14 protein-coding genes are annotated in these 14,398 nt (G+C 37.6%); 5 read left to right on the top strand and 9 right to left on the bottom strand.

Going from position 1 to position 14,398, the window contains the following annotated elements; all coding sequences use genetic code 11:
• Positions 1–555 precede the first annotated feature (555 nt).
• The 5 genes from RAO94_11930 to RAO94_11910 all read left to right on the top strand — a co-directional run bounded on the left by RAO94_11930 (position 556) and on the right by RAO94_11910 (position 4,869).
• Positions 556–1,755 (top strand): T9SS type A sorting domain-containing protein, encoded by a 1,200-nt coding sequence (locus tag RAO94_11930; GenBank protein MDP8323051.1) that lies wholly within the window; start codon positions 556–558, stop codon positions 1,753–1,755.
• A 133-nt stretch (positions 1,756–1,888) separates the two neighbouring features.
• Positions 1,889–2,116 (top strand): NifU family protein, encoded by a 228-nt coding sequence (locus RAO94_11925; GenBank protein ID MDP8323050.1) that lies wholly within the window; start codon positions 1,889–1,891, stop codon positions 2,114–2,116.
• A 16-nt stretch (positions 2,117–2,132) separates the two neighbouring features.
• Entirely contained in the window at positions 2,133–2,534 is a 402-nt protein-coding gene (locus tag RAO94_11920; GenBank protein ID MDP8323049.1) for a cupin domain-containing protein, read from the top strand.
• Positions 2,535–2,564: 30 nt separating this feature from the next.
• The gene (locus RAO94_11915) at positions 2,565–3,629 is read left to right on the top strand and encodes a M42 family metallopeptidase (protein ID MDP8323048.1); all 1,065 of its coding nucleotides are present in this window, start codon (positions 2,565–2,567) and stop codon (positions 3,627–3,629) included.
• 187 nt (positions 3,630–3,816) lie between these two features.
• Entirely contained in the window at positions 3,817–4,869 is a 1,053-nt protein-coding gene (locus tag RAO94_11910) for a hypothetical protein (GenBank protein MDP8323047.1), read from the top strand.
• Positions 4,870–4,917: 48 nt separating this feature from the next.
• Here the strand turns inward: RAO94_11910 and ugpC are convergent, their stop codons facing one another.
• The 9 genes from ugpC to RAO94_11865 form a co-directional block, all read right to left on the bottom strand.
• Positions 4,918–6,030, bottom strand: a complete 1,113-nt coding sequence (gene ugpC / locus RAO94_11905; GenBank protein MDP8323046.1) for a sn-glycerol-3-phosphate ABC transporter ATP-binding protein UgpC — start codon at positions 6,028–6,030, stop codon at positions 4,918–4,920.
• A gap of 140 nt (positions 6,031–6,170) precedes the next feature.
• On the bottom strand, positions 6,171–6,971 hold the full coding sequence (locus RAO94_11900) for an FKBP-type peptidyl-prolyl cis-trans isomerase (GenBank protein ID MDP8323045.1): 801 nt from the start codon (positions 6,969–6,971) through the stop codon (positions 6,171–6,173).
• Positions 6,972–6,988: 17 nt separating this feature from the next.
• Positions 6,989–8,197 carry a cell division protein FtsZ gene (ftsZ, locus tag RAO94_11895; protein MDP8323044.1) on the bottom strand — a complete coding sequence of 403 codons (1,209 nt, stop codon included), beginning with the start codon at positions 8,195–8,197 and terminating at the stop codon, positions 6,989–6,991.
• A gap of 24 nt (positions 8,198–8,221) precedes the next feature.
• Positions 8,222–9,508 (bottom strand): cell division protein FtsA, encoded by a 1,287-nt coding sequence (gene ftsA / locus RAO94_11890; protein ID MDP8323043.1) that lies wholly within the window; start codon positions 9,506–9,508, stop codon positions 8,222–8,224.
• Positions 9,508–10,257 (bottom strand): FtsQ-type POTRA domain-containing protein, encoded by a 750-nt coding sequence (locus tag RAO94_11885; GenBank protein ID MDP8323042.1) that lies wholly within the window; start codon positions 10,255–10,257, stop codon positions 9,508–9,510. The genes ftsA and RAO94_11885 overlap by 1 nt, the downstream gene beginning before the upstream one ends.
• Positions 10,257–11,117, bottom strand: coding sequence for a UDP-N-acetylmuramate dehydrogenase (murB, locus tag RAO94_11880; protein ID MDP8323041.1), 861 nt, complete (start codon positions 11,115–11,117; stop codon positions 10,257–10,259). The genes RAO94_11885 and murB overlap by 1 nt, the downstream gene beginning before the upstream one ends.
• The gene (gene murC, locus RAO94_11875; GenBank protein MDP8323040.1) at positions 11,104–12,474 is read right to left on the bottom strand and encodes a UDP-N-acetylmuramate--L-alanine ligase; all 1,371 of its coding nucleotides are present in this window, start codon (positions 12,472–12,474) and stop codon (positions 11,104–11,106) included. Before murC ends, murB begins: the two co-directional genes overlap by 14 nt.
• A 4-nt stretch (positions 12,475–12,478) precedes the next feature.
• The gene (gene murG, locus RAO94_11870; protein MDP8323039.1) at positions 12,479–13,552 is read right to left on the bottom strand and encodes an undecaprenyldiphospho-muramoylpentapeptide beta-N-acetylglucosaminyltransferase; all 1,074 of its coding nucleotides are present in this window, start codon (positions 13,550–13,552) and stop codon (positions 12,479–12,481) included.
• Positions 13,549–14,398: FtsW/RodA/SpoVE family cell cycle protein (locus tag RAO94_11865; protein MDP8323038.1), on the bottom strand; the 850-nt coding region annotated here is incomplete at its 5' end. The genes murG and RAO94_11865, both read right to left, overlap by 4 nt.

Below are 14,398 nucleotides of genomic sequence, written 5' to 3'. Positions count from 1 at the left end.
TCATGCTGAACCGGTAGTTATGGCTGGTGACAGTTATAGAATGAAGGGCAAAATTAACTGAAAATCTGTACCAGTTACGAGTGCCAAAACTGTACCAATTTAAAATGCCATTGACAATCAACATAACACATTAATGTCATGCCGTTCAACTTTACATCCCCTAAGGGTCTCTCGGGTGTCGCCAGTAGGTTGTCAACTTGTTGCTTGCTGGTTACTTTTTTGATGGCAGCAGAATGGTTAAGGGTGTCACGGTGATGATTTTGGAGTACATCGAGAATGTCGATGTGTCGAGCCGTTAGATGAGAAAGATTTTTAACCACGAACTACACAGACCACACGTAAAAATGTAATTTAAGAGAAGAATTTTCACCACAGAGAGTACAGAGATAACTGAGAAAAGTTTTTCAATGCGGCTGATGCCGCACACAGTGACATTCTCACTGTACTCCGAAAGTGAAGATAAATTTCTGTAAACGCCAGCGGGATATATTGATTGACATGAAAATTACTTACTAAGAAAATATGAGTCGTAATAATTTGAAAAGAGGAGATAATATGAAAGCACGGCTATTACTACTAATATTCTTGATTTTAACTTGTGCATTAATCGCTCAACCTCATCCTGTATATGTGGAAGTGCATAATGCTGCAAATGAAATACCTGAAGAGGGAGATATACATTTTGAAGCATGGCTTACCGATAATCCGGGAGAAATTCTCACAGAAGATAGTACTGACTGTTATTTTCCTGCTTTTGGAAGTTTTGTGAAAGTAAACTGTGGACAATTTGGAGTATTCGATATAGGAGATATTCTACATCTGGAGGTTTGGGAACTATCTACAAATGACTGGGGATGGGGTGAATATGAATTAAATTATGAAGCCTCCCAATTTTATATGATAGATGAGGGCGGAATCATGCTGATGGATGAACTTGCAGCTCCAGAACTGGAATTACCACAGGGATTTGAAACCCTTGAAGATGAGATACTGACCGTAGATTTTTCGGAATACATCACAAATACGTGCTATTTTCTGAGAATGGTACCCAGCGAGAATATCCATGCAGAAATAAACAGTTTATCAGTAACACTAATTCCTGACCTTAATTGGTGTGGTTTTGAGGTGCTATACTTCACCGCAAGAGGCTGGGGTGGTATTGAAGATTCATCAGAAGTACTATTCTGGGCTCAGCCAGTCAATGATGCACCTGTGGTATATGATCTTGAACCCGAGGAGTCTGAGGTTGAAATTACTGAAGGGGAAGAAGTATTATTTGCAGCAGCAGTGCAGGATATTGACAGTGAAGTGAACTATCTCTGGCAGATCAATGAAAGTCAAGTTGGAGGTGATCAATGCAGTTATCTGCATCAGTTCAATGAGGGTGGTGAATTTGAGATCATTCTCACAATCAGTGATGAAGAATATGACCAGGAAGTAAATTGGACAGTCAATGTTAATTCAAATGGTAATGAACACTCAGAGGTGATATCTAATCCAATAGAGTTATTTGGTAATTATCCCAATCCTTTTAATCCTGAAACTACGATACGATATTCACTTATTTCCGGAATATCAGATCCTGAACTGGAAATATATAATCTAAAGGGTCAAAAAGTTGAGACAATTAATCTGAGCTTGAAAGGATCGAGCTATACCTGGAATGGCAGAAACAATTCTTCAGGGGTTTATTTTTATAGGATCAGGAGTGATCAATATATAACTAAACCAAAATCAATGATCCTGTTGAAATAAGAAGTCGTGTATATGGAGTGATGAAGGAATAAGAATATTGCTTGCCTTATAAGAAACGATATATTTGTTGGTTTTTTTGTTAATAGCTGAATATCAGTTATATTATAAAACAAAGAAATATAAGGAGGAACTAATGCTTGATAAAGTAAAAGTTCAGGAAGTATTAGATAAGGTACGTCCATCACTGCAGGCAGATGGTGGGGATTGTGAACTTATCAATGTGCGCGAAGATGGAGTAGTAGAAGTGAGATTACAGGGTGCCTGCGGCAGTTGCCCAATGGCAACTTTGACCTTGAAAGCAGGGATTGAGCGAGTATTGAAAGACGAGATACCGGAAGTGAAAGAAGTGATCTCAGTATAAATACCTGGGAGGATTCATGAAACTGAAACACTATAGTGAAATACCACTGGAAGAAGTAGAAATGGATGGAGCAAAAGGTGCTTCTATCCGTTGGTTGATTTCCCAAAAGGATGGAGCTCCAAATTTTGCTACCAGGATGTTTGAAGTAGAGCCGGGTGGATTTACGCCATATCACACACATAGCTGGGAACATGAGAATTTTATAGTTTCCGGGGAAGGAGCACTGGTAACAGAAGAAGGTGATAAACCCTTTAAGGAAGGTGATGTAATCTATGTTCCGCCACAATTTAAGCATTGTTATAAGAACACAGGTGATACTACCTTGAAATTTCTCTGCATGATTCCTAATCCGGAATCTGTAAAAATTGCCAGGAAAAAGGTGAATCCTTTTGCAAAAGGTGTAGCAAATAATTGTTAAGATTAATTATAAAAAAAAGGCGGAGTAAACATGGACAAAGCAATGAAGAAATTTTTTACCGATCTGGTTGAAGCTCCCAGTCCATCAGGATTTGAGCAGCCAGCTCAGGAAGTCTATCGTAAATTTATAGGCAAGTATGCTGATGACGTAACCACAGATGTGCATGGAAATGTGATCGCGCTAAAGAGAGGCAAGAGCGATCTTCGCCTGATGATCGTGGGACATGCTGATGAGATCGGTCTGATGGTCAGTTACATTGATGATAATGGTTTCATTCATTTTTCACCAATTGGTGGGGTGGATGTGGCATTACTGCCGGGTAGCCGGGTAAATATTTATCATGAAGGCAAACTTGTGCGTGGCGTTATAGGCAGAAAGGCTATTCATCTCTTGAAGCCGGAAGAGCGAAAAGATGCTCCTAAACTGGAAGGATTGTGGATTGATATAGGTGCCGCTGATCGTAAAGATGCGGAAAAAAGAGTAGGAATCGGTGATCCTATCACCTTTAGCCCTGGGCTTGAATACCTCCAGGGAGATATCATCACCAGTAAGGCAACTGATAATAAAGCTGGAGTATTTGTAGTGGCAGCCGTGATGAAGGAACTGGCAAAAGAAGAAATCGACTTCAATCTATATTCAGTAGCAGCTGTGCAGGAAGAAGTGGGTTTACGTGGAGCCAGAACCTCAGCTTATGGAATAGATCCCCATGTGGGAATCGCCATTGATGTAACTCATGCAACTGATTTCCCTGGTATGAACAAGAATACTTTGGGAGATATCAGATTAGGCAAGGGACCGGTAATTTCTGTTGGTTGTAATATCAATCCAGAAGTGTTTAAATTACTGAAGCAGGCTGGTAATAAGGCAAAAGTTGCTTATCAGATAGAAGCAGCACCACGGGCAACTGGAACAGATGCAAATGCTATTCAGGTAAGTCGTTCAGGAGTTGCTGCAGGTTTGATCAGTATCCCCAATAGATATATGCATACCCAGAATGAAGTTATCCACCTCCAAGATATGGCAGCAGCAGCTAAATTATTAGCAGAATTTGCCAGAATGATAAGTGTCGATACAAATTTCATTCCCGGAGTGTAAATAAAGAATTTGAGACTTCCTGCAATTGCGGGGAGTCTCTTTCTTATTGAAAATTAATTAAGAATTAGAGAAAAAATATTTGATATACTATCACAGTTTACTGAAAATAAATTATCTTAGTTGACAAAAAAATGAAGATTAAAAAAATAAATAAAAAAAAGTTCCGAGATATGTCAGGAGGAAACAGATGGATTTTCTCGATACAATAAAAAAGGTTAGTACTGGATTTGAAAGAATCGAAGATCATCCTTTAACTAAAATGACCAAGGAAGAGCAGGAGAAGTATATAAAAGGGCTTGCTCTTTACACAAATATAGATTTGGAAATCACTACTGAAGACATCAATTATCTGGGAATGTTCATCGCATCAGCGAATCAATCTTATGAAAAGATAAGTGAATATATGGAATTTGCTGAGAATCCAGATGAAAAAGAGATGGAAAAGATAATTTTATGGATACGCAGCAGTGATTATATAGACCAGTTTATTTGCGATATGTTGAGAAAATACCGGCATCAGAAACCCAATCAGCGTGAAGAAGAAATGATTGGGGAGATAAGCATCATGGCAGGATATAGTGCCATAGAATTGGCCTGGCTGCTGACTTTGATCATTGAACCGGATCGCAGGTATATTGATAATTACCTTGAAAGCTGTTCTCCAAAACTCATGAAAAGATTGCCTGCAATATTGAAATCACTTGGTTACACTAATGCTGACCATTTGATTGAGAAATACTTCCATAGCCGTAAGCAGTTATTGGATATATTCGATGATACCCACCTTGATATCACTATAGAAGTGTTTGATAAGGACATCAGGGACGATCTTAATAATCACTTATTTGATTCCGGTTCAGTGCAGGAAGTAGTTAAAATTGAATGGAAAAGACCTGTATTTGAAAAGAAGACAATTCGCAAGGGTGATGAATTATTTTCTATTCGTCTGGTTGAAGCTCAATCATTTCTTGATATGTTGATAGACCCAAAGAACAAATCTAAAGCTCAAACTCAAAGATATACTTATACTGCCAGTAACAGAGAAAAAATGAGCATAATGATATTTGAGGAAGAGATGCTTTCAGTGCATCAAAAAGACCTTGATGAGCGTAATTTTTATTCTGTAGGAGTGTTATATGATCCCAGAGAAGAACCAAAGAAAGTGCTTAAATGGGCTCTGGATCATGATTATATAACAAAAGAAATAGCTCAAAAGAAATATTCTGAGCTATTGAATTAAAGATAAATTAATATTTTATAATATTAACCCTGTCATTATCTGGCAGGGTTATTTTTTATGCGTAAGGCAATCCTGAGTTTCCGGATCGAAGAAATGCATCTTCTTCATATCAAAACTTATCTTAAGATCCTGCTCAACCTGAGGCAGTTTTTTAGGATCAAGCCTGGCAATAATAGTAGATTCTCCAGTAGATAAATAAACCACATATTCATTTCCCATAGGCTCTACAACGTCACAAAGTACTGTTAAATTCACAGGTGTCTCAGCCATGGAATCATATTCAGCATCATAGATATCTTCAGGTCGCAATCCCATGATCACGTTTTTGCCAATATGAGATTTTAGTGGATCTCTGAATTGTGAAGGTACTGGAACCTTGAAGGAATCAGCAATAAAAGTCAGAGCGTTATTTTCATCTTCAATTCTGCCCCTGAACTGGTTTATCGCAGGAGAGCCAATAAATCCAGCAACAAAGAGATTTACGGGGTTATTATAAACATTTAAGGGAGTATCTATCTGATGAATGAGACCATCTTTCATTATAACTATCTTATCTGCCATTGTCATAGCTTCAACCTGATCATGGGTAACATAGATCATGGTAGTAGCCAGTTTTCTGTGGAGTCTTGTGATCTCAGCACGCATTTGCACTCTTAATTTGGCATCAAGATTTGAGAGAGGTTCATCAAAGAGAAATACTTTTGGTTTTCTGACAATAGCTCTTCCCAGGGCGACACGCTGTCTTTGACCACCAGATAACTGTTTAGGTTTGCGGTCAAGAAGGTCTTCAATTTCCAGTAATTTAGCAGCATCCTGGACAATGGGATCAATTTCAGCTTTGGGAGTTTTTCTTAATTTGAGAGCAAAAGACATATTTTCATATACTGTCATATGTGGATACAGGGCATAATTCTGAAAGACCATGGCTATATCTCTATCTTTGGGGGGGATATTATTAACGAGTTTATCAGCGATGAAGATTTCACCCTCAGTTATCTCTTCCAGACCGGCAATCATTCTAAGTGTTGTTGATTTTCCACATCCAGAAGGACCGACAAGAATTACAAATTCTTTGTCTTCGGCAACAAAGCTAACACTTGAGACCGCTTTAAAACCATTATCATAAACTTTATCAACCTTGTTAACTACCACTTTTGCCATGATATCTCCTGCAAAATAATTTTGAGTAAAAATGAATATCACAAATCATGTGTCAAGTAAAAGTCGTGAGACGTGAGACGTGAGACGTGAGTCGAGTAGGGAAAAAATAGGGGAAAGGAATTTCTCTCCCCAGGATATACTTAATTGAAATCGATCAATTCTACATCAAATATTAAAGCACTTCCAGCAGGTATAGGACCAACATTACGGTTACCATAACCTAATTCCGGTGGAATAATGAAACGGTATTTTGCTCCAATTTTCATCAAAGCTACTCCTTCGTCCCAGCCTTTGATAACTCTGCCAGCTCCTAATTGAAAACGGAAGGGTTTGCCTTTTTGCACACTGGAATCAAACATCTGGTTATTGGACTGAAGATAGCCTGTATAATGAACTTCTACATTTGAGCCTTGATTAGGAGAATCTCCTGCACCAGCGTCAACGATATAATATTGGAGTCCACTATCAGTAGTATGAAGTTCCAGGCCAGTTACATCATAAGGGGGAATAGATTTTATATTTTTAGATTTGATATCTAATAATTCAACATCAAAGATCAGAGTGGAATTAGCAGGGATATCTCCATTTTTCATCGATCCATAGCCAATTTCCGGAGGAATAATAAAAGTAGCTTTATCTCCCACATGCAGGTATGCCACTCCTTCATCCCAGCCTTTGATCACACGTCCAGCCCCCAGCGGGAAAACAAAGGGTTTACCCCGGTCAATAGAGCTGTCAAAAACATCACCATTTTCAAATTTGCCAGTATAGTGCATTACTACAGTATCTCCAGCTTTAGCGAGTTTGCCCTCACCTTGAGTGGTAATCTGATACATTAAACCTGAGTCAGTTTTAATAAAATCTTTGTACATATCATCTCCTGAAAGACATAGCGATAGAACAAGAAACAGCAAGGTTAAGATAATTTGTCCTTTTTTCATAAAAACTCCTTGAATATTTAGTCATTATTAAATCTTTTATAAAATGCCGGAATATCATTATTTATTTCATTGGTGTCAGTATCTTCATCAATCTCAATTTTCTGAGACTGAGTGTTGGATTTATCAATATCGAGATCATCATCACTATCAATTTTGCGCCAGTCATTTCTGGAAGTATTAAAGTTAAGATCAGCTTGAGTATTTGATTTAGCAGGTGCAGGAACTTTATAATAAGATTGAGTTTTGATTTTAAGCCCGGTAGCGATCATTGTAACGCGAACTTTGTTGCTCATCTCATTATCAATCACATAACCATGGATAATATCCCCTTCCTTGCCCGTGGAATCGGTGATCTTTGTCAAAGCATCATAAAATTCATTTAATCCCAGGTCAGGACCAGAAGTAATATTGATCAATAATCCCTTGGTATCTTTAAGTTCAATATCAGAGAGTAGAGGATTGTTCATCGCACGATCTGCAGCTTCCATCGCCCTATTATCTCCTTCAGCTTCTCCGCTGGTGATATAAGCAAAACCTTTGTTTGCCAGAATGGTAAGGATATCCCTGAAATCTACTTCTAAATAGCCCTTTTTAAGTAAAAGGTCAGTAATCGCACTGGCAGCATGAAAGATAATATCATCAGCCTTTTTGAATGCTTCAATAATGGAAACTCCTTTATATTCTTCATGGATCTTTTCATTGGGGATCACGATCAAGGTATCTACAATACCCACGAGTTCTTCCAGACCTTTCTCGGCATTTTTTATTCGTTTGGCACCTTCATATTGAAAGGGGAAAAATACTATTGCAACAACAAGTTTCTGATTTCCAGTTTCACTTTTAATGCTTTTGATTGTCTCAACAATAGTAGGAGATGAACCTGTACCCGTACCTTTACCCATTCCGGCAACCAGAAAGACCATATCAGCATCATGAAAGGTGTCCACAATTTCTGCCTCAGATTCTTCAGCAGCCAGTTTACCGATCTCTCTGTCCGCTCCAGCTCCAAGTCCTCGTGATGTGAGTCTGCCCAGATGAAGGAGTTTATCTGCTTTAGATTTCTGAAGGTCACCCCAATCTGTGTTTGCTGCAATAAATTCCACACCCTGCAATTTCTTCTCCACCAGGGTATTAATTGTATTACCTCCAGCTCCTCCTACTCCCAGTATCTTGATCTTCACCTGAGAATTTACATATTTCTCATTTAAGACAGGTTCTATTCTCATTATATATCCTCCAGACTATTTTATTTACACAAACCAGCTTTGAATAAACTTTAATGCCCTCTTAAAGAAACTAATTCTATCTTTATCAAATTCAACATCAAACCCATTTTTTATATAGTTATCATGCACGTAAAGGAAAATCCCCACAGTAGTGGAAAATTCAGGTTTTTCAAGTAAAGAAGTTCTTCCCTGAAATTTAGATAGATCAGGTTTACAAATTGTGCAATGCATTTTTGTCATATTGAAGATCAATTCATCTAATCCTTCTAAGTTTGCAGCACCACCAGTAAGATAAATACCTGCTTTTAAACTTTCTATAGCTATAGATCTATTAATATGATTATATATTTTGCGAATCAGAGCTGTCATCTCTTTGGAGATATTCTCTGCGAATTCTGTTTTTTTGTATTTTATTTGATTACCTGTGATATCAAGGAACTCAATCTCTTCATTAGGATCAATGCCCTCAACTGTTGCCTGTCCAGCAGAAATTTTTAAATCCTCTGTAACACTGAGAGAGGCTAATATATCTCCTGACAGTCTTCGAGTCAATTCTGACCCACCAAAAGGGAATACTGCTGAAAATCTGATACTATTTCGGAAATAGATCGCAATATCAGTGGTCCCACCTCCAATATCGATCATAATTGCTCCTAATTCTTTCTGATCTTCATTCAGAACTGCATATGAAGAAGCAATTGGCTCCAGAACAGTGTTTTGAGGTTTTACATTATAGCCAGAAATTTCAAAGCAGCTAAGTAAGTTATTCACATTGGCTTCATTGGCAAAAATAATATGGACTTTGGCAAATAAGCGTGAAGCTTCCAAACCTAAGGGATTAGGGATACCTTTGCCATTGTCAGTATTAAAATAGTGAGGTATAGCATGTATGATTTTAAGATTTGCAAAATCAGGTTGATAGCCTGCTGATTTTTTTGCATCCGTAATCACAAGATCAATGTGTTTCTTGGTAATCTTCTTTTTGCCATCCTGAGCGTCGACAGGGATGGTGATTTCGCCTTTAAAATTCCCACTTTTAATATGATCTCCTGCAATACCGACATAAATATTTACTGCTTTAAGCTGAGCCATTTTCTCTGCTTCTTTAATAGATCTGTCAATCGAGGAAGCAGCCTTATTCATTTCTACAACTGCACTTTTTACCATACCTTCAGAGGTAGTAAGTCCAAATCCTTTAACTAGAAAGAAAACTTCATTTTTATCATTTAGCTTTTTTTCTGCTATTACTGTGCACACTTTTGTTGTTCCAATATCTACTACGGTGATAATATCTTTATTTTTCTGCCTCACTAATCCTCCCGTTTGCTAACCCGATAGTTATTTTCGATTGTCATATCAATAATTGTTTTATTATCAAAAGAATAGGTATTTTTTATATCCATGTAATCGATAATATTTTGCAGCAGATCTTCCCTGGGAAGAATAATTCTATAGCCCTGCCTGCTTTCTACCAAATACAAATCATTGTCCTTTACATATATTTCCGAAATAAAATCAAAGAAATCAGGTTCCGCTTCCTTGATATCTGGATACATTTTCAGCATTTCTGCAAGAAATGGATCTTTCAGGCTCTTACCAGGTTCCAAAGTATCAGATACAGCTTGTACTGAAATGATCGTGGGATTCTCTGGTTGGGAAGATTCTGATAATGAAAGTATTACTGATTCATCATCAACAATCAAAATCTTCCCATCACGAGTAAGAACCTGAAAAACCGGTTTTCTTTCAACAATATTAATCTGTAATTTGTTAAATAGCTTTCTTGATATACTCAAATCTTTAATTCGAGAAAATGAGGAATAAATATCTTTTACTTCTTCCTGACTGACTCTAAACAGATTTCTGCCTATAAGATCATCACCTGCCTGCTTGAGATTATCTGTAGCCATAGCCATTTGACCAGTAAATGAGAGATCTTTTATCAGGAATATGTTAAGACTGTAAAGTAGCAGTAATATCAGCCTGAAGGCAAGATATGAGCCTCCTATAATGGTCAGGAACCAGGCAAAGTAACGTGTATTTCCTCTGCGCTTCCTCATTAGTTCACTACCTTGATTTCCAGTTCAAGCTCAATATGGAAAGTTCTCAAAACTGCTTCACTGGCATTATCTATTAATTGCAGGGCATCAGAAAAATCTGCCTTACCAAGATTAACCATAATATTTGCATGCAGGGAAGAAAAAGCAGCATCACCTAACGATTTCCCTTTAAATCCAGCCTTATCTAAAAGGTATCCTGCGCTGGCATCCAGAGGATTCTTAAAGATGGAGCCAAGGTTAGGCATATTCAAAGGTTGATGTGCTCTCCGATCATTGATTTTTGCTTTAATATCATTAAGAATTTTAATTTGTGGCTTTGATTCAGGAGATAGACATATTTCAGTGATAAAACCAGAAATATCAGAGTGCCTGTAAGAAAAATCTAAATCTGAGCCTGATATTTTCTTAATTTCACCTTCTGCGTTAATTAACTTGATATATTTTATAAAATCACTGATTTGAGTGCCAAAAGCCCCAGCATTCATCTTAACCAGTCCAGATATATGTGCAGGAATACCTGCTAAAAATTCCATACCACCAAGATCAAGGCGAGACATCTCCATCAGCAATCTGGAGATATTATAATTTCCTGACACGATTATGTTTTTACCTTCCCGTTTCCAGAAACAGGGTAGGAAGGCATCGCTTATAATAATATATCTACTGGTGTTTCCAAATAAAATATTTGATCCACCCGCCAGAAACAGCAAAGATTTGTCTTTTCCCCTGGCATTATTCAGAAGTTCAATTAATTGCACCTGATTTTCTGGCAGATAAAAATCATGATATGGAGCACCAATCCTAATATGTGACCATTTAGAAAGATCAACAGTGTGGGCTTTAATTTTATTCAGGGACATTTCTTAGGAACTCTTCACCGTACTGATAGATATTCCCTGCACCCATTGTGACTATAATATCTCCAGGCTGGCAATGTGATTTCATACTTTTTACTATCTCATCATTACTTTCAATGTAATGTACATGACGATGACCGGATTGAATAGCAGCATCGGCGATCATTTTTCCGCTTATGCCTGGAATGGGTTTTTCTCTGGCGGGAAATATTGGGGCTACCAGCAGAATATCAGACTGAAAAAAAGATCTGCCAAATTCATTATAAAAATCCCGGGTGCGACTATAGAGATGAGGTTGAAAAACGGCAACTATCCGTCTGTCAGTATTTTCTTTTATAGCATTTAATGTTGCAATGATCTCAGTCGGGTGATGGCAGTAATCATCATAAAGTGTGATGTCATTTACATTGCCTTTGTACTCAAATCTGCGGAAAACACCATTGTATCCAGCCAGACCTGTCTGAATTGCCGAAAAGGGTATCTGCAATTCCAATCCTACGCTCACAGCGAGTAATGAATTTAGAACATTGTGCTTTCCAGGCACTTTCAGATGGATCTGTCCAAGATTCTGATTATCAAGTATTGCAGTATAACTTGTTTCAAAGTTAGACATTTCAATATTAATTGCCCGTAATGTTGCCTGAGCTGAAAATCCATAGGTAAAAATATTCTTTTTGATATCTGGAATTACAGATTGTACACCTTTATCATCCAGACAACAGATTACTGAACCAAAAAAAGGAACCTTATTTGCAAATTCTGTAAATGCTGACTTGATATTGTCGATATCTTTGTAGCAATCAAGATGATCTGCATCAATATTTGTGATTCCCGCAATACATGGATATAGAGAGAGAAATGATCTGTCAAATTCGTCTGCTTCAGCTATAATATATTTTCCTGAACCCAGGAGATTATTAGAACCATAATTTTTTACTATTCCACCCACGATTACGGTGGGATCAAGTCCTGCAGCTTCAAATACTGTACCCACCATACTTGTAGTACTGGTTTTACCATGCGTTCCAGCAATGCACACACCATAGCTCATTCTCATGATCTCTGCCAGCATTTCTGCTCTTCGTATCACAGGAATTTTTCTGTGGATCGCAGAGGCAATTTCAGGATTTTCGTCCACTACTGCAGAAGATTTCACAACAACGTCAGCATCCCAGATATTCTGAGGATCATGACCAATATTTATTCTGATATTCTTAGTTCTCAGATGTTCAGTTACTGATGATTCCCGCAGATCTGAACCAGAAATAATGAAACCCTGATTGCTTAATAACTCGGCAATTCCACTCATGCCAATACCACCAATACCAACAAAATGTATTTTCCTCATTTTTCCAAACATTAGTCTATTTCTCCTCTAAATCATTAAGAACAGCAGCAATGTCTCTTGCAGAGTGCTGATGCCTTGTTTCACCAAAATTTAACTGATATTCTTTAATATTCTCCATCATGAAGATGACCTTTTTCAGAAGAAGAACTGGTGTCAAATTCTTTTGCTCAATAATTTCTGCTTCACCTTTTTCTGCAGATTCCTGGGCATTATAAAGCTGGTGGTTTGCCGCTGCTGTAGGCAATGGAACCAGAATGGCCGGTTTCTTAAGATATTCCAGCTCTGCCAGTGTAATTGCTCCTGCTCTGGCTATTACTAAATCGCAGATATTATATAAAGCCGCAATATTATCAGAATATGCAAATAGATAAATTCCTTTCCTCTCGCCAAATTTATCCTGGAATTTCTGATAACTGTAATTCCCTGTTTGCCAGATCAATTCCAGTCCTCTTCCCAGCAGGTCTTCTACTATGTCTTCAAGAATACTATTTAACATCAGAGAACCTTGACTTCCGCCCATTAAGAAAATCTTCTTTTTGGTCGGATCAAGCTTCAATTCGGCTTGATCAATGGGTATTGGGCTTTGCAACAGGACAGGATTTATAGGGTTTCCACAGTATTTTGTCATGCTATTATTTAGATAATCAGCAGCTTTACGATTACCTAAGAATATAATTCGAGACCACTTAGCTAAACTGCGGGTTGTCATGCCAGGAAAGCTGTTCTGCTCTTGCAAATATATAGGAATATTCATCAGATGAGCTGCCAGTCCTGCTGGTCCACATACAAAACCACCTGTACCTAAGTAGATAGAAGGCTTAATCTTTTTTAATATAAATATTGAGCGAATAACACTATAGATCAATAAGAATGGAAATTTAATATGAGAAAAGGTGAACCTGCGATATAACTTTTGAACATTGATTTTATGGAAGGGATAACCAGCCAGATTTATTAATCGCTCTTCAAGACTATTTCTATTTCCGATAAAATGGACTTGCCAGCCGGCTTCTTTTAAATATCTGGCAATGCTGAGGGCTGGATTGATATGTCCTGCTGTCCCACCTCCACTAATCACTATGGTTTTCATTCAACCGCCTCAACAGGTTTACCCAGAATGAGCAGAATCCCTATTGCCATTGAGTTTACTACGATAGAAGAACCTCCAGCACTGATAAAGGGAAGTGTTACACCAGTGGTTGGAATGCACCCGGCTACAGCTCCTATGTGAATGACAATATTAAAGAAAATATTCAAACTAAAGCCATAGCCCAGAATACGTGGGAACATTTCCTTTTGACGTGAGGAGATACTGATACCTCGAAGTACAAGCCCCATATATAGTAGAATTACAAATAATGCCCCAATTAATCCAAATTCTTCAGCAATAATAGCAAATACAAAATCTGTTCGGGCTTCATGCAGATATTTCAATTTCCCCATGCCACCATCTGGTCCGGTTCCAAATAACTTACCAGTAGAAAGGCAGAAGATACTCTCCATATTATTTGTTGATATATTAGCAGTAGATTTATTACCAGTCAGCCATCTTATCAGAAGTGAGGATTCATTAAATGACTCAATCCTTTTTAGACGAAAGCTCCTATTTTCAACCTGTGGTTGTTCATCTGCTAACTTTATTTCGCTGGTAGCATGTTTTTGAAAAAACTCAAATTTACCGTCTTTTTGAAAATATACTACCACTAGTCCAAGCATAAGAACGCAAAATATTAATATACAAATAGTTGCTTTTCGGATATTAGCCAGAAATAGAAGAGTTATCAGAGTAAAACCGGAGGTCAATACTGCTGATAAATGATTTTCCTTCAATATAAGAAAATAGTAAACCCCTGAAAATAAAAGAAGAGGAAAGAAATTACTAACAAAGGGTATTAAGCTTGAATTCTGTATCTTATCTTCACGTAAGCTAAGTATC

This window comes from Candidatus Stygibacter australis, assembly GCA_030765845.1.
GTDB classification, from domain to species: Bacteria; Cloacimonadota; Cloacimonadia; order Cloacimonadales; family TCS61; genus Stygibacter; species Stygibacter australis.
Note: the sequence above shows the minus strand (reverse complement) of the source record. Positions and strands in the feature narration are given on the sequence as shown.

Excerpts from the sequence above, each read along its gene's own strand:
- RAO94_11930 (MDP8323051.1), top strand. The coding sequence starts at position 556 with ATGAAAGCACGGCTATTACTACTAATATTCTTGATTTTAACTTGTGCA.
- RAO94_11925 (MDP8323050.1), top strand. The coding sequence starts at position 1,889 with ATGCTTGATAAAGTAAAAGTTCAGGAAGTATTAGATAAGGTACGTCCA.
- RAO94_11920 (MDP8323049.1), top strand. The coding sequence starts at position 2,133 with ATGAAACTGAAACACTATAGTGAAATACCACTGGAAGAAGTAGAAATG.
- RAO94_11915 (MDP8323048.1), top strand. The coding sequence starts at position 2,565 with ATGGACAAAGCAATGAAGAAATTTTTTACCGATCTGGTTGAAGCTCCC.
- RAO94_11910 (MDP8323047.1), top strand. The coding sequence starts at position 3,817 with ATGGATTTTCTCGATACAATAAAAAAGGTTAGTACTGGATTTGAAAGA.
- ugpC (MDP8323046.1), bottom strand. The coding sequence starts at position 6,030 with ATGGCAAAAGTGGTAGTTAACAAGGTTGATAAAGTTTATGATAATGGT.
- RAO94_11900 (MDP8323045.1), bottom strand. The coding sequence starts at position 6,971 with ATGAAAAAAGGACAAATTATCTTAACCTTGCTGTTTCTTGTTCTATCG.
- ftsZ (MDP8323044.1), bottom strand. The coding sequence starts at position 8,197 with ATGAGAATAGAACCTGTCTTAAATGAGAAATATGTAAATTCTCAGGTG.
- RAO94_11885 (MDP8323042.1), bottom strand. The coding sequence starts at position 10,257 with ATGAGGAAGCGCAGAGGAAATACACGTTACTTTGCCTGGTTCCTGACC.
- murB (MDP8323041.1), bottom strand. The coding sequence starts at position 11,117 with ATGTCCCTGAATAAAATTAAAGCCCACACTGTTGATCTTTCTAAATGG.
- murC (MDP8323040.1), bottom strand. The coding sequence starts at position 12,474 with ATGTTTGGAAAAATGAGGAAAATACATTTTGTTGGTATTGGTGGTATT.
- murG (MDP8323039.1), bottom strand. The coding sequence starts at position 13,552 with ATGAAAACCATAGTGATTAGTGGAGGTGGGACAGCAGGACATATCAAT.